This window comes from Streptomyces sp. NPDC093600, from assembly GCF_044764755.1.
Lineage (GTDB): Bacteria > Actinomycetota > Actinomycetes > Streptomycetales > Streptomycetaceae > Streptomyces.
The window spans coordinates 324,719-349,304 of sequence record NZ_JBIWIU010000005.1 but is presented as its reverse complement, the minus strand read 5'-3'; the positions used below and the strand labels follow the sequence as shown (position 1 = coordinate 349,304).

General features: G+C 71.6%; 22 protein-coding genes and 2 riboswitches. Of the genes, 3 read left to right on the top strand and 19 right to left on the bottom strand.

Translation table 11 applies throughout. The annotated features are described in order from the left end of the window. Positions 1 to 2 precede the first annotated feature (2 nt). Positions 3 to 1,280: an Nramp family divalent metal transporter gene (locus tag ACIRB4_RS16350; protein WP_403291748.1), complete on the top strand. Its 1,278-nt coding sequence runs from the start codon at positions 3 to 5 to the stop codon at positions 1,278 to 1,280. Between the two features lie 103 nt (positions 1,281 to 1,383). Here ACIRB4_RS16350 and ACIRB4_RS16345 read toward each other — a convergent pair whose 3' ends face one another. From ACIRB4_RS16345 to ACIRB4_RS16305, 9 genes are all read right to left on the bottom strand, one after another. Further along, on the bottom strand, positions 1,384 to 1,980 hold the full coding sequence (locus ACIRB4_RS16345; RefSeq protein ID WP_403291746.1) for a DinB family protein: 597 nt from the start codon (positions 1,978 to 1,980) through the stop codon (positions 1,384 to 1,386). Positions 1,981 to 2,090: 110 nt separating this feature from the next. After that, positions 2,091 to 3,110: a hemolysin family protein gene (locus tag ACIRB4_RS16340; protein ID WP_403291744.1), complete on the bottom strand. Its 1,020-nt coding sequence runs from the start codon at positions 3,108 to 3,110 to the stop codon at positions 2,091 to 2,093. Then, positions 3,107 to 4,426 carry a hemolysin family protein gene (locus ACIRB4_RS16335; RefSeq protein ID WP_403291742.1) on the bottom strand — a complete coding sequence of 440 codons (1,320 nt, stop codon included), beginning with the start codon at positions 4,424 to 4,426 and terminating at the stop codon, positions 3,107 to 3,109. The genes ACIRB4_RS16340 and ACIRB4_RS16335 overlap by 4 nt, the downstream gene beginning before the upstream one ends. A gap of 148 nt (positions 4,427 to 4,574) precedes the next feature. Then, entirely contained in the window at positions 4,575 to 5,591 is a 1,017-nt protein-coding gene (locus ACIRB4_RS16330; RefSeq protein ID WP_403291740.1) for a hemolysin family protein, read from the bottom strand. Then, positions 5,588 to 6,928 (bottom strand): hemolysin family protein, encoded by a 1,341-nt coding sequence (locus ACIRB4_RS16325; RefSeq protein ID WP_403291738.1) that lies wholly within the window; start codon positions 6,926 to 6,928, stop codon positions 5,588 to 5,590. The genes ACIRB4_RS16330 and ACIRB4_RS16325 overlap by 4 nt, the downstream gene beginning before the upstream one ends. 181 nt (positions 6,929 to 7,109) lie before the next feature. Continuing rightward, complete coding sequence (locus tag ACIRB4_RS16320) at positions 7,110 to 8,132, bottom strand: ABC transporter substrate-binding protein (RefSeq protein ID WP_403291736.1); 1,023 nt, start codon at positions 8,130 to 8,132, stop codon at positions 7,110 to 7,112. Positions 8,133 to 8,147: 15 nt separating this feature from the next. Continuing rightward, positions 8,148 to 8,960 (bottom strand): ABC transporter ATP-binding protein, encoded by an 813-nt coding sequence (locus ACIRB4_RS16315; protein ID WP_403291734.1) that lies wholly within the window; start codon positions 8,958 to 8,960, stop codon positions 8,148 to 8,150. Beyond that, positions 8,960 to 10,069, bottom strand: coding sequence for a FecCD family ABC transporter permease (locus ACIRB4_RS16310; RefSeq protein WP_403291732.1), 1,110 nt, complete (start codon positions 10,067 to 10,069; stop codon positions 8,960 to 8,962). Before ACIRB4_RS16310 ends, ACIRB4_RS16315 begins: the two co-directional genes overlap by 1 nt. Before the next feature lie 102 nt (positions 10,070 to 10,171). Then, a riboswitch (cobalamin riboswitch) is annotated at positions 10,172 to 10,299 on the bottom strand. Between the two features lie 108 nt (positions 10,300 to 10,407). Beyond that, a complete protein-coding gene (locus ACIRB4_RS16305) occupies positions 10,408 to 11,679 on the bottom strand; it encodes an MBL fold metallo-hydrolase (RefSeq protein ID WP_403291731.1) in 1,272 nt (423 codons plus the stop codon). 172 nt (positions 11,680 to 11,851) lie between these two features. Between ACIRB4_RS16305 and ACIRB4_RS16300 the strand changes: the two genes are divergently transcribed. Continuing rightward, positions 11,852 to 12,475 (top strand): TetR/AcrR family transcriptional regulator, encoded by a 624-nt coding sequence (locus ACIRB4_RS16300; RefSeq protein ID WP_403291729.1) that lies wholly within the window; start codon positions 11,852 to 11,854, stop codon positions 12,473 to 12,475. 19 nt (positions 12,476 to 12,494) lie between these two features. Here ACIRB4_RS16300 and ACIRB4_RS16295 read toward each other — a convergent pair whose 3' ends face one another. Both ACIRB4_RS16295 and ACIRB4_RS16290 read right to left on the bottom strand, forming a co-directional pair. Next, positions 12,495 to 13,289 (bottom strand): SGNH/GDSL hydrolase family protein, encoded by a 795-nt coding sequence (locus ACIRB4_RS16295; protein WP_403291728.1) that lies wholly within the window; start codon positions 13,287 to 13,289, stop codon positions 12,495 to 12,497. Between the two features lie 170 nt (positions 13,290 to 13,459). Next, positions 13,460 to 14,422 (bottom strand): peptidoglycan DD-metalloendopeptidase family protein, encoded by a 963-nt coding sequence (locus ACIRB4_RS16290; protein WP_403291727.1) that lies wholly within the window; start codon positions 14,420 to 14,422, stop codon positions 13,460 to 13,462. Between the two features lie 4 nt (positions 14,423 to 14,426). Beyond that, a riboswitch (cyclic di-AMP (ydaO/yuaA leader) is annotated at positions 14,427 to 14,583 on the bottom strand. A gap of 390 nt (positions 14,584 to 14,973) precedes the next feature. Here ACIRB4_RS16290 and ACIRB4_RS16285 point away from each other — a divergent pair. Further along, positions 14,974 to 15,786, top strand: coding sequence for a tyrosine-protein phosphatase (locus tag ACIRB4_RS16285; protein ID WP_403291726.1), 813 nt, complete (start codon positions 14,974 to 14,976; stop codon positions 15,784 to 15,786). An 18-nt stretch (positions 15,787 to 15,804) separates the two neighbouring features. Here ACIRB4_RS16285 and ACIRB4_RS16280 read toward each other — a convergent pair whose 3' ends face one another. From ACIRB4_RS16280 to hpnE, 8 genes are all read right to left on the bottom strand, one after another. Next, positions 15,805 to 15,960, bottom strand: a complete 156-nt coding sequence (locus ACIRB4_RS16280; protein ID WP_403291725.1) for a DUF6126 family protein — start codon at positions 15,958 to 15,960, stop codon at positions 15,805 to 15,807. A gap of 20 nt (positions 15,961 to 15,980) precedes the next feature. Beyond that, positions 15,981 to 16,538, bottom strand: coding sequence for a helix-turn-helix domain-containing protein (locus tag ACIRB4_RS16275; protein WP_403291865.1), 558 nt, complete (start codon positions 16,536 to 16,538; stop codon positions 15,981 to 15,983). A 178-nt stretch (positions 16,539 to 16,716) separates the two neighbouring features. Beyond that, on the bottom strand, positions 16,717 to 18,102 hold the full coding sequence (locus ACIRB4_RS16270) for an aspartate aminotransferase family protein (RefSeq protein WP_403291723.1): 1,386 nt from the start codon (positions 18,100 to 18,102) through the stop codon (positions 16,717 to 16,719). A gap of 140 nt (positions 18,103 to 18,242) precedes the next feature. Continuing rightward, complete coding sequence (hpnH, locus tag ACIRB4_RS16265; protein ID WP_403291721.1) at positions 18,243 to 19,265, bottom strand: adenosyl-hopene transferase HpnH; 1,023 nt, start codon at positions 19,263 to 19,265, stop codon at positions 18,243 to 18,245. A 7-nt stretch (positions 19,266 to 19,272) separates the two neighbouring features. Further along, positions 19,273 to 19,920, bottom strand: a complete 648-nt coding sequence (locus tag ACIRB4_RS16260) for a 1-hydroxy-2-methyl-2-butenyl 4-diphosphate reductase (RefSeq protein WP_403291719.1) — start codon at positions 19,918 to 19,920, stop codon at positions 19,273 to 19,275. Then, a complete protein-coding gene (shc, locus tag ACIRB4_RS16255; RefSeq protein WP_403291717.1) occupies positions 19,920 to 21,905 on the bottom strand; it encodes a squalene--hopene cyclase in 1,986 nt (661 codons plus the stop codon). Before shc ends, ACIRB4_RS16260 begins: the two co-directional genes overlap by 1 nt. Before the next feature lie 108 nt (positions 21,906 to 22,013). Next, entirely contained in the window at positions 22,014 to 23,114 is a 1,101-nt protein-coding gene (locus ACIRB4_RS16250) for a polyprenyl synthetase family protein (protein ID WP_403291715.1), read from the bottom strand. After that, positions 23,111 to 24,508 (bottom strand): hydroxysqualene dehydroxylase HpnE, encoded by a 1,398-nt coding sequence (gene hpnE / locus ACIRB4_RS16245; RefSeq protein WP_403291713.1) that lies wholly within the window; start codon positions 24,506 to 24,508, stop codon positions 23,111 to 23,113. Before hpnE ends, ACIRB4_RS16250 begins: the two co-directional genes overlap by 4 nt. Between the last annotated feature and the right edge of the window lie 78 nt (positions 24,509 to 24,586).

The following is a 24,586-nucleotide window of genomic DNA, read 5'->3' as shown; positions in this document are numbered from 1 at the left end:
GCATGGCGGACACCAAGCAGACCGATACGGCGGGCAGAGGGAACGAGGCGCCGCGCAAGGCATCGTGGCGATCCATCGGTCCGGGCATCGTCGTGGCGGCGACCGGCGTCGGTGCGGGTGACCTCGTCGCCACCCTCATCGCCGGCGGCAAGTTCGGCTACACGCTGCTCTGGGCGGCGGTGATCGGCTGTCTGGTCAAGATCTCGCTGGCCGAGGCGGCGGGCCGCTGGCACCTCGCGACCGGCCGTACGCTCTTCGACGGCTGGCGCAGCCTCGGCTCCTGGACCACCGTCTACTTCGCCGGGTACGTCGTCATCTGGGGCTTCGTCTACGGCGCCGCGGCGATGTCCTCCAGCGCCCTTCCGCTGGCCGCGCTCTTCCCCGACGTGATGGATTTCAAGCTCTGGGCCGTACTGTGCGGCCTGGTGGGGCTGGTCTTCGTCTGGTTCAACCGGTACGCCGTCTTCGAGAAGGTCATGACGGTCCTGGTCGGCGTGATGTTCCTGGTCACCGTCTACCTCGCGATCAGGGTCACGCCCCGTCTCGACAGCGCCTTCGCCGGCCTCGCGCCCGTCCTTCCGGACGGGTCGCTGTTCTACACACTCGGCCTGATCGGCGGCGTGGGCGGCACGATCACCCTCGCCGCGTACGGCTACTGGGTCAACGCCAAGGGCTGGACCGACACGAGCTGGATGAAGGTGATGCGGCTCGACAACCGCGTCGCCTACGTGACGACCGGGATCTTCGTGGTGGCCATGCTCTTCGTCGGGGCGGAGCTGCTCCACTCGTCCGGGGTGGCTCTGGCGAAGGGCGACAGGGGTCTGCTCGACCTGAGCGCCGTCCTGGAGGAGCGCTACGGGTCGGCGACCGCCAAGCTCTTCCTGATCGGCTTCTTCGCCACGTCCTTCACCTCGCTGATCGGCGTCTGGCACGGCGTGAGCCTGATGTTCGCCGACTTTGTGACGAAGTACCGGCCGTCCCTGATCGCCCCCGGCACCCGCCCGGACAAGTCGGTGCCCTTCCGGGCCTATCTGCTCTGGCTCACCTTCCCGCCGATCAGCCTGCTCTTCCTCGACCAGCCGTTCGGCCTCATCGTCGCGTACGGGGTGATCGGCGCCCTCTTCATGCCGTTCCTGGCCCTCACCCTGCTGTGGCTGCTCAACTCCGCCCGCACCCCGTCCGAGTGGCGCAACGGCCTGCTGAGCAACGGCATGCTGGGGGCGGCCGGCCTGCTGTTCCTCGTGCTCTGCGTCCAACAGGTCCGCGACCTGCCCTGGTAGACGCCGATGGTCGATGGCTCCCTCTCGCGTCGCCCGTCGCCCGTCGCCCGTCCTACATGCACAGCATGGGGCGGGCGACGCGGCGGCGCCGGCCGAGGACAGGTCAGCCGCCGGCTTCCCGCGCCACGCGCTCCAGTCGGCTCCGGTGGCCCTGCCACCATGCCTGGTCCCCCGGCGGCATGGAGTCCTTGCCCGGCAGACTTCCGGCGGAGCCGTCGATGAGCTCGCGCACGATGTCGGCGTGGCCGGCGTGCCGCTGGGTATCGGATATGACCCGCACGAGGAGGTGATGCAGCGTCACCTCCCGCCGTTCTTCGGGCCACCACGGGACGTGGCCGATCGCGTCGAGCGGCAGCGCCGCGATCGTGCTGTCGGAGTGCTCCCACGCCTGGCGGTAAAGCCCGACGATCTGCTCCCGTGACTCGTGCGCGGTGGCCCACATGTCCGCGTTGTCCTCCGGTTCCTCGGTGTACCACCAGGGCGGCCGCTCCTCGCCGAAGAACGGCCGCCCGAACGTGTCGCCGAAGTACCCCAGCTCCACGCCGGCGGCATGCTTGACCAGACCCAGGAGGTTCGTGCCCGTGGGGGTCAGCGGACGGCGTGTGTCGTACTCCGAGAGCCCGTCGAGCTTCCACACCAGGGCGTCACGCGCCTCTCGCAGGTACCGCAGCAGGTCCGCTTTCGGGTTCGGTTCGATCATGCCGGGCAGTCTTCCACCCGGCACTGACAGCCGGGCGTGACATCGGACGTCGTAGGCATCGGACGTCGTAGGCATCGGACGTCATCGGCATCGGACGTCGTCGGCGTCGATCAGACCATGTGCGGTCCCATGAGCCGTACCAGCAGGTCGTCGAGGCTGACGAGGCCGGTGAGCGCGCCGTGTTCGTCGCGTACGACGGCGAGGGAGGAGCGGCGCTGCCGCAGTTGTTCGACGGCGTGGGAGACGGTGTCCGCGGCCGCCAGTTCCGGTACGGGGCGGGCGAGGTCCCGGGCGGTCAGGTCTCGGCCGCGGGTGCGGGCGACCAGGGCGTCGCGGGCGTGGACCGAGCCGAGCACGCGCTCGCCGTCGTGGACGAGGAGGCGGGAGCGGTCGGCTTCGGCGGCGCGGGCGAGGATCGCGTCGAGGCCGGCGGAGGCGGGGACGGTGACGATGGCGGCGGCCGGGGTCTGGAGTTCGGCCACCGGGGTGTGGGGCTCGGTGAGGGAGCGGGTGATGAGCTGCGAGTCGGTCTTGTTGATCAGGCCGAGCCGCTCGGACTCCTCCACCAGGTGGGTGAGCTGTTCGCGGTTGTGGACGGCGGCCAGTTCGTCGCGGGGCTGGACGCGGCACATCCGTACCAGCGCGTTGCTGACCTTGTTGAGCACCCAGATCAGCGGCCTGACCGTCTTGACGACGGCGCGGAAGGCCGGGGTGAGGAGCATCGCCGAGCGCTCGGGGTGGGCGATGGCCCAGGACTTGGGGGCCATCTCGCCGACCACCATGTGCAGGAACACCACGATGGTCATGGCGACGGCGAACGCGATGCCGTAGCTCAGCCCTGTCGGCAGGCCGAGCCTGACGAGGAGCGGGTCGAGTTCGTGGGAGATGGCGGGCTTGGAGATGGAGCCGAGGCCCAGGGTGCAGATGGTGATGCCGAGCTGGGCGCCGGCGAGCATCAGGGAGAGCTCGCGCATACCGGCGAGCGCGGCCCTGGCTCCGCGCTGCCCCTCCGCGGCGGCCTTCTCGATGCGGTGCCGCTTGGCGGCGACGAGCGCGAACTCGGCGGCGACGAAGAATCCGCTGCCGACCAGCAGCAGGATCGTGACGAAGATGGCCATGGGGAAACTCATGCCTGGGCCTCCTCGGACCGCTCGGCGACGGTCTTCTCGATGCGTACGCGTTCGGGGACGTGACGGTCCAGGCTGAGGACCTCGATCCGGACGTCGTTCACCGTGAGCCGGTCACCGATCGTCGGGAAACGGCCGAGGCGGTCGATGATCAGGCCCGCGACGGTGTCATAGTCGTCCTCCTCCGGCAGGTCGATTCCGGTCGCCTCCTCGATCTCGTCGAGGCGGCGGCCCGCGTCGACGCGCCAGCCGGCCCCGTCGGGGACGGCCAGGTCGACGACGGTGTCGGTCTCGTCCGCGATGTCGCCGACCAGCTCCTCGGCGATGTCCTCGTACGTGACGATGCCGGCGACGCCGCCGTGCTCGTCCAGGACCACGGCGAACTCGTCGTCGCGCTCCCGCATCTGCGCCACCGCCTGGGGCAGCGGCAGCGTGTCGGGGAGCAGGAGGGTGCGGCGGGCGGCCTCGCCCGCGGTGGTCGTGTCGAAGTCCGCGGCCGGCAGGCGCGTCAGCTCGCTCACGCCGAGAACCCCGGCGACATCGTCCGGGTGGTCGCCGAGAACGGGGTAGTTGGAGTGTCCGTACCGCGCGATGAGCTCCACGGCCTCGGTGAGGGTGGCGTCCTTGCGTACGAACACGGCGTCCACGCGGGGCACCATCACCTCGTCCATGGTCCGCTCGGAGAACTCCAGGGCGTGGTCGAGCAGCTCGGCGGTGTCAGGCGGCAGCTCGCCCTGCTCGTGGGACTCCCCGATCAGGTGACTGAGCTCCTCGAGGGTGGCCCCGTGGTGCAGCTCCTCGACCGGCTCGATGCCGGCCTTGCGCAGCAGCTTGTCGGCAGCGCCGTCGAAGACGTGTACGACCGGTCCGACGATCTTCAGATAGACGAGGGTGGAGGAGGCGAGGGACTTGGCGAGCCGTTCGGGAACGGCGAGGGCCAGGTTCTTCGGGGCCAGTTCGCCGAGCACCATCTGCAGGACCGTCGCCACCACGAACGCGAGGACGACGGAGATCGCGGAGACCGCGCCGTCGGGCAGCCCCATGCCCTCCAGGGCCGGTCTGATCAGCGCCGAGACGGACGGCTCGGCCAGGAAACCGACGACCAGTCCGGTCACGGTGATGCCGAGCTGTGCCCCGGACAGCATGAAGGAGAGCCGTTCGAGGACCGTCAGCGCACGCGCCGCCCGCTTGTCGCCCGCCTCGGCGTCGCGGGCCAGCGCAAGCCGGTCGGCGGCGACGTAGGCGAACTCCTGAGCGACGAAGTAGCCCGTGCCGGCGGTCAGGACGAGGACGGCCAGCAGGCCGAGAGCGGCGTTCATCGACCGCACCTCATCGTGGCGTCGGTGGACGTCGGTCTGGCAGACAAGAAAGGGGCTCCTTCGCGAAGGGGGCGAGAACTGAGAAGAGGGTGAGAAGTGAGAAGGGGGTGAGAACTGAGTATCGGGGTGCCGGCGGGCCGGGAGGGCTTCACACGGCGGCGGGTCCCACGAGCTCCTCCAGGACGTCCTCCATCGTCACGTAGCCGAGGACGGCGCCCGTCTCGCCCGTGACCGCGGCGAGGTGGCTGCCGGCGGCCCGCAGCGCCGTGAGGGTGTCGTCCAGCGGTGTGTCGATACGGACGCGGGTGACCGCGTGCAGCGCGGCGCGGGGGAACGGCCTGTCGCGGTCGACGGCGCCGAGGGTGTCCTTGATGTGCAGATAGCCGAGGACGGCTCCGGTCGGGCCGATGACGGGGAAGCGGGAGTAGCCCGCGCGGGCCGCGGCTCGTTCCAGCTCGGCGGGGGTGATGCGATGGTCGACCGTGACCATCCTGGCGGTCGGTACGAGGATCTCGCCGACCGGCCGGGTCCCCAGCTCCAGGGCGTCGCGCAGCCGCTGCCCGTCGGTGGGCGAGAGCAGCCCGGCCTCGCTGGTGTCCTGGATCATCCGGGCGAGGTCGTCGTCGGTGAACACGGAGGCGACCGCGTCCTTCGGGTCGACCCGCAGCAGCCGCAGCAGGGCGTTGGCGGAGGCGTTGATGCCGAACACGACGGGCCTGAGGGTCCGGGTCAGGGCGACGATCGGCGGTCCGAGCAGCAGCGCGGTCCGCACCGGGGCGGCCAGGGCGATGTTCTTCGGGACCATCTCGCCGATCAGCATGTGCGCGTACGTCGCCAGGGTGAGCGCGATGACGAACGCGACCGGGTGGACCAGGCCGCCGGGCACGTGCGCCGCCTCGAAGGCGGGCTCCACGAGGTGGGCGATGGCCGGTTCGGCGACCGCTCCGAGGACGAGCGAGGAGGCGGTGATGCCGAGCTGGGCCGTCGCCATCACCGTCGAGATGTGCTCCAGGCCCCACAGGGTCATGCGGGCGCGCTGGTGGCCGTCGTGGGCGTACGGCTCGATCTGGCTGCGCCGTACGGAGATCAGGGAGAACTCGGCCCCGACGAAGAACGCGTTCGTCAGGAGGGTGAGGAAGCCGATGGCGAGCTGGACGACGGTCATCGGGCCGCTCCGTGGGGGTGCTTCCGCGGCGGGAGACCGGCGGCTTCGGTGATGTGGACCCGGTCGGCACGGTGGTGCTCGACGTCCAGCACCTCCAGCCGCCATCCGACCAGATCGACCGCGTCACCCGCCTCGGGGATACGGCCGAGGCGCGTGGCGATCAGCCCCGCGACGGTCTCGTACGGTCCTTCCGGTACCCGCAGTCCTATCCGGGCCAGCTCGTCGATACGGACGCCTCCGCCGGCCTCCCAGCCGGCCCGGCCGTCCTCCGTGAAGGGCGCGGGCAGCAGGTCCGGCGCCTCGACGGGGTCGTGCTCGTCGCGGACCTCGCCGACGACCTCCTCGACGATGTCCTCGACCGTCGCCACGCCGGCCATGCCGCCGTACTCGTCGATCACGACCGCCATCGTCCGGTGAGCCCGCATCCGCTCCAGCAGGCGGTCGGCGGTGAGCGTCTCGGGCACGAGCAGCGGCTCGGTCACCAGCTGGGTGATGGGCGTACCCGCCCGTGCGGCCGGCTCGAGCGCGAGGACGTCGCGGATGTGGACGGTGCCGATCACGTCGTCCAGGTTCACCCGGTAGACGGGGAAGCGGGACAGGCCGGTGGCGTACGTGAGGTTGGCCGCGTCGGCGGCCGTGGCTCTGGCCTCCAGGGCGCGGACCTCGACACGCGGGGTCATGACGTTCTCCGCCGTCAGCTCGCTCAGGTGGAGTGTCCGTACGAACAGCTCGACGGAGTCGGCGTCGATGGCGCCTTCGGCGGCCGAGTGGCGGGCCAGGGAGGCAAGCTCGGCGGGGGTGCGGACGGAGGCCAGCTCCTCGGCGGGCTCCAGGCCGAGGCGGCGCACGAACCGGTTCGCGGTGTGGTTGAGGTGCCGGATGAACGGCCCGAACGCGGCGGTGAACGCCCGTTGCGGTCCGGCCACGACCTTCGCGACCGCGAGGGGACGGGAGATCGCCCAGTTCTTCGGCACCAGCTCGCCGACGACCATCAGGACCACGGTCGAGACCGCCACACCGAGAAAGGTGGCGACGGACGGGGCGGCCCCGCCGAGCCCGACGGCACGCAGCGGGCCACGCAGCAGGGCCGCCAGGGAGGGCTCGGCGAGCATGCCGATCACGAGCGAGGTGACGGTGATGCCCAGCTGGGCTCCGGAGAGCTGGAGCGTCAGGCGCCGGACCGCCCGCAGGGCGCCTTCCGCGCCGCGCTCCTCCGCCTCGACGGCGCGCTCCAGCTCACCGCGTTCGACGGTCGTGAGGGAGAACTCGGCCGCGACGAAGACCGCGCAGGCGAGCGTCAGCGCGACAGCCAGAAGCAGGAGAAGGAGCTCGGTCACCGTGCCACCCCCGCCGCCACGTCGAAGATCGGTGGGCGGGCCATGGCACGGCTGGTACTGGGAGGCTCCATCGCGGGCCTGTGGCTCCTCTACTCGTTCCGGGTTCTACACCCACGGTAAAGGACGGGGTCCGGATCCCGGCAGCCCGGTCCCCGGTCCGTGCCGCCACGCAGGGGTCAGGTCAGGAAGCGAATTTCCTCAGGTCGGCGGCGAGCGAGGCGATGGCGGCGGGATTGCGGGGGCTCTCCACCAGCTCCGCGTAGTCGAGGACGACGATCCGGTGGTTCTTGACGGCCGAGACGCCGGCGAGCGGCGGGTAGGACATGAGGAACTTCCGCTTCTGCTCCGCGCTGGTGTCACCGTAATCGTTGATCACGATCACCTCGGGGTCACGCTCCACCACGGTCTCCCAGCCGACCGTCGCCCAGCTGTCCTTGAGGTCCTTCATGACGTGGTCGCCCCCCGCCTTGGTGATGATGTCGTGCGGCCCGGCGTACAGGCCCGAGGTCAGCGGCTTGTCCCGCCCGTCGTCGTAGAGGAAGACGCGCGGCCGGTCGGCGCCCTTCGGGGCCTTCGCCTGCGCTTCGGCCACCTGCTTACGGAAGTCCGCGACGAGGGCCTCCGCACGGTCCTCGACGTCGAAGATCTTTCCCAGGTTCCGCAGGTCGGTGTAGAGCGCTTCGAGCGGCGGCATCACCCCGCGCGCCTTTCCCTGCCCGTTGCGGCACGATTCGCTCAGCAGATACGAGTCGATGCCCACCCGCGCCAGCTCGGTGGGGCTGAAGCCCTCCCCCTCGTTGAAGCCGTAGTTCCAGCCCGCGAAGACCAGATCGGCGCGGGCGTCGAGGACCAGCTCCTTGTTGATCGTCTTCTTCGAGAGCCACTTCGTCTTCTGGTACGCGTCCTTCCAGGGAACGGAGGAGAGGTCGCCCCTGTCGTCGGGCATCACATAGCCCGCCATGCGGTTCTCTAGCCCGAGCGCGAACATGATCTCGGTGATGCCGACGTCATTGGTGACCACGCGCTGGGGCGCCTTGTCGTAGCTCTTCTTCTGGCCGCAGTTCTCGACGGTGACCGGATAGTGGCCGCCGCGTGCCTTGGCACCGCCCCCCTCCTCGCTCTCCGGGGTGACCTGCGCGCCGCAACCGGTGAGCACCAGGGCGGCGGCGAGGGCGAGTACGGCGGGGCGTACGAGGTTCGGCATGGTGGCGATGACTCCTCAGGAAGCGGGCTGAGTGGGCGGGAGACGGTCGAAGAGCAGCTGCACGGCGCCGGACTCCGGATGCGGCACCCGGTGCGCCCGTACGCCGAAGACCTCGGCGAGCAGGTCGGGCGTCAGTACGTCGTGCGGGGCGCCGGAGGTGACGATCCGGCCGCTGTCGATGACGTAGAGCAGGTCGCAGTGGAGCGCGGCGAGGTTGAGGTCGTGCAGGGCGGTGAGCACGGTCAGCCCTCCCCCAGACTCCGTCCGGGGGGACCCCCAGCCGCGCACGAGGGCCAGGACTTCCAACTGCTGGGCGATGTCGAGGTGGTTGGTCGGCTCGTCGAGGACCAGGACGCGCGGCTGCTGCGCGAGCGCGCGGGCGATCAGGACCCGTTGCTTCTCGCCGCCGGAGAGGGTGAGGAAGCCGCGGTCGGCGAGGTGGCCGGCGCCGACCCGTACCAGCGCGGCCTCGCACGCCTTCCGGTCCTCGTCGGTGGTCCGGGCCACGGATCGCTGGTGGGGCAGCCGTCCCATAGCCACGACCTCGGCGACCGTGAAGTCGAACTCGGTGACCGCCTCTTGGGGCAGGGCGGCCAGCCGGCGGGCGCCTTCGCGCGCGCTCAGCGAGTGCAGGTCCTCACCGCCGAGGCGGACCATCCCCGCCGAGGGGCGCAGGGCTCGGTAGACGCAGCGCAACAGGGTGGACTTCCCGCTGCCGTTGGGCCCGACGAGCCCGACGACCTGCCCGCTGTCCGCGCGGAGCGTGGCCTCGCGCACCAGCTTCGCGCCGGTGACCTCGACCGTGAGTGCGTCGATGTCGATCCGCATCACGCGCCTCCGAAGGTGTAGGAGCGGCGGCGCATCAGCAGGACGAAGCACGGGACGCCGATGACGGCGGTCAGCACGCCCACCGGCAGCTCGACGGGCGCGAGCACCACACGGGACAGGATGTCCACCCAGATCAGCAGGACGGCGCCGGCGAGGGGGGCGACGGCCAGCAGCCGGCGGTGGTCCGCGCCGACCAGCATCCGTGCGGCGTGCGGGACCATGAGGCCGACGAAACCGATCGCGCCGCTCACCGCGACCACGGCACCCGTGACGGCGGCGCAGACCAGGAACAGTTCCTTGCGCAGCCTCCCCGCGTCCACCCCGAGGGCGGCCGCGGTCTCGTCACCCATCGCCAGCGCGTTCAGGCGGCGCGCCGACACCGTGAGGTGGGTGAGGCCGGCGAGCACGGCTCCCGCGGCGATCGGCACGGAGGCCCAGCTGGCTCCGCCGAGGCTGCCGAGCAGCCACATCATCGCGGAGCGGGCCGCCTCGCCGCGTTCGGCCGCGAACACCATGAACGTGGTGACGGCGGAGAAGCCGTAGTACATCGCTGTGCCCGTCAGGACGAGCCGCAGCGGGGTCAGGCCGTCGGCGGTGCGGGCGATCGCGTACACCAGGGCCATGGCGAGGAGCGCGGAGAGGAAGGCGGCCGTGGACAGGGCCCAGAGGCCGAGAGCGCCGAAGGCTCCGAAGAGGAGGACGGCATTGGCGCCGACGGCCGCGCCGGAGGAGATGCCCAGGACGAACGGGTCGGCGAGGGCGTTGCGGACCATGGCCTGCACGGCGACGCCGATGGCCGAGAGGCCCGCTCCGACGACCGCGGCCAGCACGGCGCGCGGAAAGCGCAGTTCCCACACGATCGTGTAAGCCGCGACGTCGTCGTGCGCTATGGATCCGCCCGTCAGCCCGGCCCACAGAAAGCGCAGCACCTCGCCCCAGGACAGGCCCGACGCCCCCATCCCGGCTCCGCAGAGGAGGGAGAGCAGGAGCGCGGTGCACAGGACGGCGACGAGAAGGGGCGGTGATACGCGCTTGGGGGGTGCGGGGCCGACGCCGTTGCGCGCCGTGTGCGGTGGCGCGGCCGGTTCGGCTTGCAGGGGTGTGGCCACGGGCTGATCGCCTTCGCCTCAAGCCGTGCACCCACGTGAGCAAGGAGCGGCCCGGGACGCCGGGCGCCCTGCGCAGCACCCTCTCGCAGTCCACGGCGAATTGACAGGAGCCTTCACCACCGCGGGTAATCGGGCTTACGGAGCCGCGTAACGCGGTTCCGTCCACCGTTGCGGGTCAGCGCCGGAATTCGACCGGCTTCCCCCGCGGGGCGGTTTGCAGCATAGCGTGTACGACGGGGCTCCCCGCGAGGGCGCACATGAGGCGTCGGGCTCCCCCGCTCGTCCCATGGTCGACGAGCCGGCGAGCACGGTCCGGCCGAGGCCGTTCCGACCCGCCGTCAGCGATCGCCCGCGAGATCGAGATCGTCCGTGCGGCCCTCGGTGGAGACCCGCACCTGCCGGGGCGGGCGCCACGGGGTGGCGATGGGGTGGGCCACCGCCCGCCACCAGGGCGCCGAGGGCAGCTTGCCCGCGGGCTCGAAGGGCTGGCCGGGGCGGGGGAACGCGACGGCCTGTCCGGCCTCCTCGGCGGCGTCCTTCGTCCACTCCCCCGGCTCCGCCCACGGGTGGGGTGCCAGGTTGAAGGTGCCCCAGTGGATCGGGAGCAGGACGCCGCCCGGGCGGCCTCCTTGCAGGTCGAGGTGGGCTTGGACCCCCTGAGCGGGCGACATGTGGATGTCCGGCCAGGCTCCCGGCAGCGGTGTGAGGTCCGTGTGGTTCTCGGGCCAGTACGCCGAGTACGCGCCGATCTGGATCATGGTGGCGTCGAAGGGGCCGTGAGCGGCGCCGATCTCCTGGAAGCCGGGGAAGTAGCCCGTGTCTCCGCTGTGGTAGATCCGGTGCGTGGGCCCGGCGACGACCCAGGACGCCCACAGGGTGTGCTGCTGGTTGCGCAGGCCGCGGCCGCAGAAGTGGCGGGCGGGGGTCGCGGTGAGCCGCAGGGCGCCGATCTCCGCCGTCTCGTTCCAGTCCAGCTCGCGCAGCCGGGAAGCGGGCACGCCCCAGCGCTCCAGATGGGCGCCCACGCCCAGCGGCACGGCGAAGAGGGTGTCCGTCGAGGCCAGGGCCTTGATCGTGGGCAGGTCGAGGTGGTCGTAGTGGTCGTGGGAGATCACGACCACGTCGACGGGGCCCAGCTCGGCGAGCGGCACCGGGACGGGGTGCAGACGCCGGGGGCCGGCGAAGGCGAAGGGCGAGCAGCGGTCGCCCCAGACCGGGTCGAAGAGCACCCGGTGGCCGTCGATCTCGGCGAGGACGCTGGAGTGCCCCATCCAGGTGAGCCGCAGTCCGGAGGCCGGCGGCTCGGCGAGGTGGTCCGGGGTGCCGGTGTGGAGGGGGATCGTGCCGGCGGGGGCCCGGCGCGCCCGCGCCTCCTTCTGGAAGTAGACCTTGGCGAGCTCGAGCATGGAGCCGGAGGGGCCGTGCCGGGCCGGCACGGGGTTCTGGAAGACCCCGTCCGCGAAGTTCGGCGAGCGGCGGATGCGCTCCATGCGCTCGCCCGCCGGGTCGGCGCCGAAGGCGGCGGGCCGCAGGGCGCGCAGCCGGGACCGCAGCGGATGGTCGGGGCCGGTGCCGGTCACAGGGCCTCCTGAGGTCGGGGGTCGTTCCATTATGTGCGGCCGCCGACCGTCATGGGCGGGCGCCGGCTCTCGTCGCCGGCCGCCGTGGCCGGGTCGCGAGCGCGATACTGAACGACTGTTCAGTAGCCCGCCGATCCACGCGCCACACCCGGCACCCGAAAAATGATCATGCCCGCGTCATGTGCTGTGTAGGCTGAGCGGCGTGGCGAGAGTGCGCTTGAACGTGGCGGAGCGGCGCGAGGAGTTGCTGCGGGCCACTGTCGCGCAGATCGAGGCCCGGGGCGTCGCTGCCGTACGGATCGCCGACGTCGCCTCGGCGCTCGGCGTCAGCAACGCCCTGGTGCTCTACCACTTCTCGACCAAGGAGAAGCTCGTCGCGGCGGCCTTCGCCTACGCCGCCGAGAGCGACCTCGTCCATCTGCGGTCGCTGCTCGGACGGCGCGCGACGGCGCTGCGCCGGTTGCGGTCGGCGGTCCGCTGGTACGCGCCCACCGGGCAGGCCAAGGGCTGGCGGCTGTGGATCGAGGGCTGGTCGGCCAGTCTGCGCGAACCGGCCCTGCGGGAGGTCGCCGGCGCCCTCGATCAGCAGTGGAAGGCGGCGCTGGCCGAGGTGATCGCCGAGGGCGCGGCGGCCGGCGAGTTCCCCTGCCAGGACCCGGCGGCCGCAGCCTGGCGCCTTACCGCCTTCCTGGACGGGCTGGCCGTGCAGATGACCTCGTACGCCGGATCGCTCTCGCGCGCCGCCATGCTGGAGTGGGCCGATGCGGCGCTGGACCGGGAGCTGGGCCTGTCCGGCGCCGGCACGGGGACCGAGCGCGGCTCGTAGACCGCCGTGGCGGCCGCGCCTACAGCGGCAGGAGGTCCGGGCGCTTGGCCGCCACGCGGTCGCCCGAGCTCTCGCCCCGCAGCCGGCGGCCGATCCAGGGCACCAGGTACTCCCTGGCCCAGAGGATGTCGTCGCGGCGCACCTCCAGCGGTCCGCGCGGGGGCAGCGGCGGCCACGGCTGGTCCGGGTCGGCCGGTACCGGGATGCCGAGGACCTGGGCGGCGCGCAGCGCGACCCGGGTGTGCCCCTCGGGCGACAGATGCAGCCGGTCGCCGTCCCAAGCACGCCTGTCCTGGACGGACTTGAGCGACCAGAGGTCCAGGACCGGGCAGCCGTAACGGTCGGCGATGGACCGGACATGGGCCGTGTAGGTGGCGATCTTGCCGCGCAGATGGCGCAGCACGGGCACGTCCCGGGTGTCGAAGCCGGTCGTGACCATGACCGTGCCAACGGCGGAGGTGAGGTCGGCGACGGCGCGCTCGAAGCGCTCGGCGACGTCGTCCGGGTCGCTGCCGGGGCGGATGATGTCGTTGCCGCCCGCGCAGAAGGTCACCAGGTCGGGGGCGAGTTCCTTGGCGCGGGGGACCTGCTCCTCCACGATCTGGTCGAGGAGGCGGCCGCGTACGGCCAGATTGGCGTAACGGAACGCGTCGTGCTCCGGCAGCCGGTCGGCGAGCAGCACCGCGAAACGGTCCGCCCATCCCACATACGTCCCGTCGGGTCCGGGATCTCCGACGCCCTCGGTGAAGCTGTCACCGATCGCCGCGTACGACCCGAATACGTCCATGTCTCTTGATCTCGAATCGTCTGCCACGGGAGCACATCTTTCCCTTATGGGTGTGACCTACGCGACCGTAAGGAGGGGTTGACGATAGGTGAGATACACCACCGGTCAAGATTGCACCAAGCCGGAATACACCGAGGGCCCGGCACGAAGGTGCCGGGCCCGGGATGCGTGCCGATCGCGCGTCGGGCGACGACGCGTCAGATGCCGACGCCCTTCTGGCGCAGGTACGCCAGCGGGTCGATGTCCGAGCCGTAGCTCGGGCCGGTGCGGATCTCGAAGTGCAGGTGCGGACCGCTGGAGTTGCCGGTGGAACCGGACAGGCCGATCTGGTCGCCGCCGTTGACGGACTGGCCGGCGGAGACGGAGAGGGAGGAGAGGTGCGCGTACTGCGAGTAGGTGCCGTCCGCGTGCTGGATGACGACCTCGTTGCCGTACGAACCGCTCCAGCCGGCGGAGTACACGGTGCCCGCGCCGACGGCCTTGACGGAGGTGCCGGAGGAGGCCATGAAGTCGACACCGGTGTGGTAGCCGGAGGACCACATCGAACCGGAGGCGCGGTACGGCGTGGAGACGCCGCCGCTCACCGGGGCGACCCAGCCGGAGGAGGGCTGCGACGCCGGCTTCGACTCCACGGCGGCGCGCTCGCTGCTGCGGGAACTGCGCGACTCCGCCGACTCGGAGGTGGACTTCCCGGCCTTCGGAGCCGCCTTCGCCTTGGGGGTGGCGGCCTTGGGCGCGGCCTTCGGAGCCTCGGCCTTGGGCGCGGGCGCCTTGGCCGTGGACTTGGCGCCGAGGGTGAGCTTCATCCCGGGGAAGATCAGCGAGGGGTTCTCGCCGACGACCTGGCGGTTGTCCTCGTACAGCTTCTTCCAGCCGCCGGCCAGGTGGTGCTCGGCGGCGATCTTGGACAGATAGTCGCCGGCGACGACGGAGTACGTCTTCGGCTTGGCCTTGGCGGCGGCGGGCGCGGCGGCCGGGGCCTTCGCGGCGGCGGCGACGGCCTGCTCGGGCATCACGGCGGGAGCGGACTTCTCGGCGGCGTGGGCTCCGGTCGCGCCGAGGAGCGGCAGGGCGACGACGGCGCCACCCGTGCCGGCGGCGACGAATCCGCGCGTGATCGGATTGACCTTGGGACGGCGGTGCTTACCCTTCGCGGGCATGGCGAATTCCTCTCCGTCGCCTGCGAGGTGAGCTGTCGGGTTCGGACTGGAGATGTCCGGCCGCGTTCTCACGCGGCTTCACCCCGAGCCGGGCCGGCACGAGCCGGTTCGGCGTACTACCTGGGTCCCCCGCTCCTGCCATACGTGGGTGGGTGCGGATTCCGGACGGTGGCAGGATTCGGCGGTCCGACCGGATTGACGGTGACCGTAGACGAGCGGGGTCGGCGTGAACAAGCCGTCGCATTCATCTCGCATTCCCCGCCGTGAAATTCAACCGGAATTCCGGTCACCCTCCGCGATGACGGAGCCTCGATTCCCTTTTCTGCCAGGGCTATTGCGGAAGACGATCAGGCACGGTCCGTCACGGTTATGACGCTGCTCACGCCCCGGAACCCATCTCCCCAGCAATCAGGGCGCGTTATCCCTAACGCCCCAATTCGGACAGAACGCTCGTTACCGCCTCAGGGGTGTGCGAGCGGGCCGCCACCCGGAATGATTGCCCCAGGAACCGATCTCGTATCGTCGAAGTCCGCCAACACTCAGGAGCACTCGTGACGCAGCAGCTGCCGCAGGTCCCGTCGACCGAACCCGAGCTGACCGGGGTCCGAAACTTCAGGGACGTGGGCGGCCTGCCGACCGTGGACGGCGGGTCGGTGCGGTTCGGGCGCCTCTTCCGCAGCGGCCACCTCGCGCACGCCACGGAGGAGGACGCGGCCTTCCTGTCCACCCTCGGGCTGCACACCGTCTTCGACTTCCGCAACGCGGCGGACCGGAAGGTGGAGGGCGCGGACATCGAGCTGCCGGGTGTACGAAATGTGAACATTCCGCTCAATGACCCGGCCGACGGCAAGGAGTTCTGGAAGCTGGTCAGCGGGGGCAACCTGGAGCAGCTGCGCGGCGCGCTCGGCGACGGCAAGGCGGCCGACCGCATGGCCGAGTCGTACCGCAAGATGATCGTCGAGCGTACGGCGGAGCACAGCCGCGTCCTGCACGCGATGGCCGAGGACAGCGTTCCCGCCCTGATGCACTGCGCGGCCGGCAAGGACCGCGCGGGTCTGTCCATAGCGATCTCGCTGCTCGCGGTGGGCGTCGAGCGCGAGGCGATCGAGGCGGACTACATCAAGTCGAACGACCCCCACCGCCGCTACAAGATCCGCCGCAGCGCCACCGACGCGGACGCCATGGCGCCGGAGGTGATGGAGCTGCTCGGCCCGCTCTTCGACGCGCGCGTGGAGTACCTCCGGGCCGCGTTCGAGACGATGGAGCAGACCTGGGGCACGGCCGAGAACTACCTCACGCAGGGCCTCGGGCTCGCCCCCGAGACCCGTGAGCGGCTGCGCGAGCGCCTCGTCAGCGAGGCGTAGCCCGGCCGATCGGCGCGGCTACTGGTTCTGTCCGCCGAGCACGAAGAGCAGATAGAGGAAGCCGGCGAAGAGGTGCCCGGCGACCAGGTAGGCGAAGAGGCGGAGGACCAGCCCCTTGGGAAACCTGCCGCCCCCGCGCTCCTCACCGGTGATCTCACCGGATTTGTCGGACATTTCAGCCCCTTTCGATGGGCTCAGCGTGCGTGCGGGCTTCCCGCGCCGAGACACAGCTCGGCGGCGGGGCTCTGCATCAGCGTGTGGACGAAGAGCAGGTCGGCCCCGCCTCGGGTGGCGGCGCCGATGCGGTGCGGGGTGAGCGAGTCGAAGTGCGCGCTGTCCCCCGGGTCGAGGACGTGCACGGCGTCACCGAGGGCGAGCCGCACCCGGCCGTCCAGGACGTGGAGCCACTCCTCGCCGGGGTGGACGCGCACGATGTCGGCGTGGGTGGCGTACGGCACGTGGACGCGGAGCGCCTGCAGGGCGCGTCCGGGTCCGCCGGCCTGGTGGTAGACCCAGCCGTCGGCCTCGACGGGCTCGGCCCGGCCCGCGCGGACGATCGGGTCGCGCTCGGGGGGCATCTCGCCGAGGAGCTCCGAGACGGTCGTACCGTAGATGCGGGCGAGGGCGAGCAGCATCGGCAGCGACGGCTGGCGGCGGCCCGTCTCCAGCCGGGAGAGGTGGGCCGGGGACAGACCGGCCCGCCGGGCGGCGGCCTCCAGGGTGAGCCCGCGCCGCCGCCGCAGCCCGCGCAGCTGCGGCGCGACGTCGGAAAGCGCGTCCGGCGCGGCGGGGTCCGGGGCGTCGAGCGCCGGGTGATCCGGCGCGGCGGTGTCCGGGGACGGCTCCCCGGGGAGGCCTCTATTGGACCCAGGATGTTTCCTCTGGGGCAAATTGCTTGCCTCAGAGGCAAAAGGGGCCCAGACCGCGTCGTCAGCGCTGGGCGACCGCCTGCTTGACCAGCGTCTTCCCGAAGTCCCACATCAGCCCGCCCCCGCCGTGCGCGTCGTCCATCACCGCCGTGAACGCGGTCACGAACCGGTCCACATCCGCCTCGTCGATGATCAGCGGTGGAATCAGCTTGATCACCTCCAGTCGGTCCCCCGACACCTGGGTCAGGATCCGGTGCCGCTGAAGCAGCGGCACCACGACCATCTGGGCGAAGAGGCCCTTGCGGGCGGCCTGCAGCATCGTCCAGCGGCCGCGCAGCCCGAGCGACGAGGGGCGGCCGAACTCGATCCCGATCATCAGCCCCCGCCCCCGGATCTCGTGCAGCAGCTCGTAGCGCGGTACGAGCTCCCTCAGCCGCGAGGAGAGCAGCTCCCCCATCCGGCGGGCGTTGGCCACCGTCCCCTCGGACTCCATCACCGAGAGCACGGCGAGGCCGGCCGCCATGGCCTGTGCGTTCGAGCCGAAGCTGGCGGAGTGGACGAGGACCCGGTCCATGGAGGAGTAGACCTTCTTGAAGATCCAGTCCTTGCCGAGGGTCGCGCCCACGGGCACATACCCGCCGGAGAGCGCCTTGGCGACACAGAGCAGGTCCGGCTCGACCCCCTCCTCGTGCTGGTACGCGTAGAAGTCGCCGGTCCTGCCGAGCCCCGTCTGCACCTCGTCGGCGATCAGCAGGGCACCGTGCTCGTGCAGCAGCTCCTGGGCGGCGCGCAGGAAACCGGGCGGGGCCTCGTGCACCCCCTTGCCCTGGATGGGCTCGACGACGAAGGCGGCCACATCGCCCCTGCGCAGCTCCCGCTCCAGCGCGTCGAGGTCACCGAGCTCGATCGCGGTGTCGGGAAGCAGCGGGGCGAAGCCGTCACGGAAGCCGTCCTCCCCGTTGACCGACAGGGAGCCGGTGGTCAGCCCGTGGAAGGCGTGGGAGCAGTAGAGGACCCTCGGTCGGCCGGTGGCGTACCGGGCGAACTTCAGCGCCGTCTCCACCGCCTCCGTACCGCTGTTGCCGAAGAAAACCCGGTCAAGGTGCGGGCTGTGGGTGAGCAGCTTCTCGGCGAGCAGTCCGGGCAGGGGCTGGCAGTCGAAGCGGGTGAGGTCGGCGAGCGAGGCGTCCAGGACGTCGTGGAGGGCCTTGCGGACGACGGGGTGGTGCCGGCCCAGACCCATGACGCCGAAGCCGGCGAGCATGTCGAGGTAGTCGCCGCCCTCGGCGTCCCAGAAGTGGGCGCCCTCGGCCCGCTCGTACACCTTGTCGAAGCCGATGGTGTGCAGCATGCGCGGGAGCTGGTGGTTGAGGTGCCGGGCGTGCAGTTCATAGCGCTCGGCGCCACGGGCGGCGAGCAGCGCCGCGAGGTCGAACTCCGTACTCATTGACCGTTCTCCTTCTGTGCCGGGGCGGCATGTCGCACAGCGCCTGGCCGGCGGCCGCGCCGGCCCCGCCCGTGCGGCTGTCGTCCTCGCCGGCCGGGGGGCCCGCGCGACGGCGGCGTGGGCTCCCCGTACTCCTCAGCTCACCCGTTGTTGCCCGAGACGGTCTCGCGGACCGCCCTGAGGGATTCCTTGAGCGATCCCATGGTGGCGAGGACGGCGGTGGGTTCGTAGCCGCAGTGCGCCATGCAGTTGGCGCAGCGCGGGTCCTTGCCGCGGCCGTACTTGTCCCAGTCGGTCTCCTCGATCAGCTCGCGGTAGGTGGGGACGTAGCCGTCGCTCATCAGATAGCAGGGGCGCTGCCAGCCGAAGAGGGAGTAGTTCGGAATCGCCCAGGCGGTGCACGGGAAGTCCGCCCGGCCCTCCAGGAAGTCCAGGAAGAGCGGCGAGTGGTTGAGCCTCCAGCGGCGGCGGTTGCCGCCGGCGAAGGCCTTCCTGAAGAGCTCCCGGGTCTGTTCGACACCCAGGAAGTGCTCCTGGTCGGGCGCCTTCTCGTAGGCGTACGCGGGCGAGATCATCATCTCGTCGACCTGGAGGTCGTCGTTGAGGAAGTTGAGCACCTCGATGACGGTCTGCGGGGTGTCGGTGTTGAAGAAGGTGGAGTTGGTGGTGACCCGGAAGCCGCGCCGCTTGGCCTCCTTGATGGCCGCCACCGCCTCGTCGAAGACGCCTTCCTTGGCCACGGACTCGTCGTGCCGCTCCCGCAGCCCGTCGATGTGCACCGCGAAGGCGAAGTACCGGGAGGGGGTGAAGTCCTCCAGTTTCTTCCGCAGCAGCATGGCGTTGGTGCAGAGGAAGACGTACTTCCTCTTCGCCACCAACTGGCGCACGATCTCATGGATCTGAGGGTGCATCAGCGGCTCGCCGCCCGCGATGGAGACCATCGGCGCCCCGGACTCCAGGACCGCGCCGACCGCCTGGGCGACCGGCATCCGCTGCTTGAGGACACCCGCCGGGTGCTGGATCTTTCCGCAGCCCTCGCACTTGAGGTTGCAGGCGAACAGCGGCTCGAGTTCGACGATCAAAGGGAACTTGTCCCGCTTGCGGAGCTTCTGTTCGAAGAGGTAGGTCCCGACCCTGATGGACTGACGGAGCGGCATGGCCATAACTCGCTCACCTCCTGGGGAGCAGCAAAGAACGGTGCCATTCGAAGAATGCGGGAAGGACGGCACGAAGAACACGGAAAGCCGATATTCCACCGCGTACCGTGCCGACCCGGACCAGTTCGTGCTCCGGAGCGTCCACGACCACCCGTACGGCCGCAACCGGGCGCGGCCCGGCGGCCAGGGCGGTACGGAGCGTGGCGGCGGACTCCATGTCGACCGCGATCGCGCCGGTGGCCCGCAGCTCCGCCCGCTCATGGCCCCGTACGACATGGTCGGAGCCGGTCAGCGGCCCGGTGTGCACGGTCCGCCCGGGCAGCGCCCGGGTCAGGGCGTTGACCAGCAGCTCGGTCCCGGTGCAGGGGGTGGTGCCGTCGGGGCCGCGGGTCTCGTCGGCGACGATCAGGTCCCCCGGGTGCATGCCGGGGGCGAGGCCCGCGCAGAAGCCGGACGCGACGACCGCCGCGTCCCGCCGGTCCGCCTCGCCGAGCGCCCGGGCGACGGCGGTACGAGCGTGGGCGGGGCCCATGCCCGTACGCAGCACGGTGTACGCGCCGCCGCCCCGGCCGCCGCTGCGCAGGGCGAACTGCTCGATGCCCAGCGCGCAGGCGATCAGCAGCGGCGGCAGGGAGCCCGCGGTCCCCGGCTCCTCGCCCATCAGCCCTCCTTGGCGACGGCCGGCTCGCCGTTCACATAGCGGCCGAGCGCCGTCAGCGGGAACACCTGCCGGTAGAGGTGGTAGTTGATGGAGAAGTCCCACGGAAAACCGGTGCCGGTGAAGTACGGCTCGTCCCAGGAGCCGTCCGGGAGCTGGGTCCCGGCGAGCCACGCGACGCCCCGCTCCACGGCCTCGGTCCCGCGCTCCCCGGCGGCGAGCAGGGCCAGCAGCGCCCAGGCCGTCTGCGAGGCGGTGGAGGCGCCGTGACCGATCCAGGGCTCCTCCCGGTACGAGCGCAGGTCCTCGCCCCAGCCGCCGTCCTCGTTCTGCACGGACCTCAGCCAGACGACGGCCCGGCGGATCGCCGGGTGGGACCCGGGCAGCCCGGCGGCGACCAGGGCGGGGACCACCGAGCCGGTTCCGTAGACGTAGTTGACGCCCCAGCGTCCGAACCACGCTCCGTTCGGCTCCTGTTCGGCGAGCAGCCACTCGATCCCCCTGCGGGTACGGGGGTGCTGGGCCTTGCCTTCGTAGGCCAGCATCTCCACCACGTGGGCGGTGACATCGGCCGACGGCGGGTCGATGACCTCGCCGAAGTCGCAGAACGGCAGCCGGTTGGGAAAGGCGCTGGTGTTGTCGGCGTCGAAGGCCGCCCACGCGCCGTTGCGCGACTGCATGCCGAGGGTCCAGCGGGCGCCGCGGGCGATGGCGGACTCGACCCGGGCGGGGTCGGGGTGGCGCACACGGCGCAGCGCGAGGATGACCTCGGCGGTGTCGTCGATGTCGGGGTAGTTGTCGTTGTGGAACTCGAACGCCCAGCCGCCCGGGGGAAGTCCGGGCCTGCGGACCGCCCAGTCGCCGGGTCTGACGATCTCCTCGCCGAGCATCCAGTCGGCGGCCTTGACCAGGGCCGGGTGGTCGGCGGGCAGGCCGGCGTCGGCGAGCGCGATGGTGGCGAGGCAGGTGTCCCAGACCGGTGACTGGCAGGCCTCGATCATGCGGGCTCCGTCCTCGCGCCGGACGGCGAACCGGTCGAGGGACTCCAGACCCGCCCGCATGACGGGGTGCTGGAGGTCGTAGCCGAGGAGGTGCAGGGCGATGACGGAGTAGACGGCGGGCGGCTGGATGCCGCCCCAGCAGCCGTCGTTCTCCTGGCGCTCGACGATCCAGCGGGCGGCGCTGTTCATGGCGGCTCTGCGCAGCGGGCGGGGAGCGACCTTGTGGTAGAGGTGCATCGCCTTGTCGAGCCGCTGGAAGACGCCGTCCCAACTGGCCGCCGGGGCAAGGGGCTTGGGAGGGTTCGGGCGGGACGGGTCGGTGTGCAGCTCGTCCAGCGGGAAGGGGGCGGGGCGTACCGGCCGCTTGGCGGAGACGACGGTGAGCGGCACGATGGTCTGCCGGGCCCAGCAGCCGAAGTCGTAGATGTTGAGCGGGAACCACTTCGGCAGGAAGATCAGCTCGGGTGGCAGCTCCGGCAGGTCCTCCCAGCGCCACCAGCCGAACAGGGCGAGCCAGATCCGGGTGAAGACCCTGGCCGAGGCGATGCCTCCCCGGTCGCGGATCCAGGCGGCGGCGCGGGCCATGTGGGGGGCGTCGGGCGGGTCCCCGGCGAGCCGCAGCGCCACATACGCCTCGATGGTGGTGGAGAGTTCGCCGGGCCCGCCGTAGAACGTGGCCCAGGTGCCGTCCTCGCGCTGCTCGCCCCGGATGTACAGGGCGGCGGCTCGCGTGGTGTCGGCGTCCAGGATGCCGAGGAACTGCCGCAGCAGAAGGTCCTCGGCGTCCATGGTGACGTTGGTCTCCAGGTCGCCCTTCCACCAGCCCTCGGCGTCCTGGCGGCCGAGCAGATGCTCGACGGAGCGTTCCATGGCCCGGGCGGCGACCTCGTCGAGGCCGGGTGTCGCGGGCGCGGTGTCGGGTGTCGCATGGGCCGCGGTCGTGCTGGGGCCCACGGCCCCGGCGCTTCCGTCGGTCGTCGCTGTCATGGCTTCCCCTTCGTGCAGTAGGTCTACTTCTGCTTCTTCGGGTCTGCCGTCGGCCGGTGCCAGGTGGCACCGGCCGGCGACCGCGAGCTCATATCAGGGTGATGGTGATCATCTCTTCCGTACGACGACGAAGTCGGCGAGCGCGGTGAGCTGCGCCCTGACCCGCTCGGGCATGTCGACCTCGTGCAGGGCCTCGATCGCGATGGCGTGCTGGCGGCGGGCCTCCTGGGAGGTCCAGTCGCGGCCGCCGGCCTCCTCGATGAGGGCCGCGCGGGTGGCGAACTCCTCCTCCGAGAAGGACTCGAACTCGTTGGACTTCGCGTCGGCGGCGAGGAGTTCGCCGAGCCGCTCGGAGGCCGGTCCGCCCGCGGCGAGGGCGGCCACGACCGGGAGGGACTTCTTGCGCTGGCGCAGATCGCTCCAGGTCCGCTTCCCGGTCGACTCGGGGTCGCCCCAGATGCCGAGCAGGTCGTCGACGGCCTGGAAGGCGAGGCCGAGGTGGTAGCCGTACTCCTCCAGCTTGTCCGCCGTGCGGTCGTCGGCGCCGCCGAGGACGGCTCCGATGGAGACGGCGCAGGCGAGCAGGGCGCCGGTCTTGTTGCCCTCCATCTCCAGGCACTCCTCGACGGTGACCCGCTCGCGGTGTTCGTAGGAGATGTCCTGGGCCTGCCCGTCGATGAGCTTGCGGGTGGCGGTGGTCAGCCGGCGGGTCGCGCGGCCGGCCTCGACGGTGCCGAGTTCGAGCAGCAGCTCGTTGGCGAGCGCGAACAGGGCGTCGCCGACGAGGATCGCCTGGGCGGGTCCGTGCACCTTCCAGACGGTGTCGCGGTGGCGGCGCTGCTCGTCGCCGTCCATCAGGTCGTCGTGCAGCAGCGAGAAGTTGTGGACGAGCTCCACGGCGACGGCGCCGGGGATGCCGACCTCGGCCGGCGCTCCGGCCGCCTCGGCGGAGATCAGCGCGAGCGCGGGGCGCACCGCCTTCCCGCTGTCGCCGTCGGCGGGGTTGCCGTGGGCGTCGATCCAGCCGAAGTGGTAGGCGGCCACCGTGTCCATGGGCGGTGCGAGCCGGTCGACGGCCGCCCGCAGTACGGGGGTGGACAGGGTCCGCCCCCGCTCCAGCAGAGCGGTCACGTCCGCGGTGTCGACGGCCGGTTTCACCGGGGGCACAGTCGGCACGGTCTCTCCTCTTGTTCCAGTACTCACACTCATACCGCCTCCTGCAGCGGATGTTCATGGTGGCGGCCGAGGGCCGAGAGCGCGGCGCCCGCGGCGCTGAAACCACTGCGGACGGCACCCTCCATGGTCGCGGGCCAACCAGTGGCGGTCCACGCGCCGGCCAGGTACAGGCCGGGGGCGTGGGTGCGGGCGCCGGGGCGGAGCCGGCCGACGCCAGGGGCCGGGGCGAACGTCGCGGTCCGCTCCCTGGTCACGAAGAAGTCCCGGATCCCGGCGCCGCGCGCGGCGGGCAGCAGCCGCTCCAGCTCCGGGAGGTAACGCTCGCGCAGGACGGCGACGGGCTCGTCGATGTCGTCGTGGGCGGCGGACTGGGAGACGGCGAGGTACTGCCCGCCACCCGTGAGACCGGAGGATTCGGTGCGGTCGAAGACCCACTGGACGGGGGAGCCGAGGGCGGTGAAGAACGGCTGCCGGAGCACCTTGCGGTCGTAGACGACATGCAGGTTGAGGATGGGGGCGGTGCCGATGTCGAGGAGCCGGTCGGGGTCGTCGAGGGCCCCGTCGGGGAGGAGCTCGCGGGTCTCGCGCTGCGGTACGGCGAGCACGACGCAGTCCGCCTCGATCGTCTCCCCCGGCACCGAGACCGCCCAGCGCCCGTCGTCGGTGCGGGTGATCCGCTCGGCCTTGGTCCGCGGTTCGGTGCGGACCCCGAGGGAGTCGAGGGCCTTGCGGGCCAGAGTGTCGTGCAGGTCGCCGAGCGGCACATGGGCCCAGCCGATGTCGGCGGCGCCCGGCTCGGAGAGCAGACCGGTCTTGAACACCATCGCGGCCAGGCCCATGGAGGCGTGGGACGCGGTGGCGTTGAGCGTGGCGACGCCGACCAGGTCCCACAGGGCCTCGATGGCGCGCGGCGACTGGCCGTGCCGGCCGAGCCAGGTGCCGAAGTCGATGCCGTCGAGCGCCGGGTCGGCGGGGTCGAGCCGCTTCAGCGCGAGCGCCGCGCGTCCCACGCTCGCCCGCTCCGCGAGGGAGAGGTGCGGATAGCCGGCCAGGCTCCGGGCGAGGTGGAGGGGTACGGGAAGGGCGGTGCGGCGCAGCCGCCCGAGGCGGGGGCCGCGGGGGTGGGCGACGTCGAGGACGGGCACGTCCAGGCGCTTCTGCAGGGGCGCCAGGTGCGCGCCGTCGATCCGGTCGAGGAACCAGCGGTAGGCGGTGCAGCAGCGCAGGTAGACGTGCTGGCCGTTGTCGACGGTGAGGTCGCCGCGCCGGAAGGAGAACGCCAGCCCGCCGAGCCGCGGCCGTCCTTCGAGCAGGGTGACGCGGACTCCGGCGCCCGCCAGGCGCAGCGCGCTCGTGATCCCGGCGAGGCCGCCGCCGACGACGACGGCGTGCGGCCGAGCACCTTCGAGCGTGGCGTCGGTGGTCATGCGATCCCCCCTCGGGCCGTCGCGGACAGGGACGCGCCGGGTGCCGTACGGGTTGTCCGCCGTCCCGGCTCGTACGGG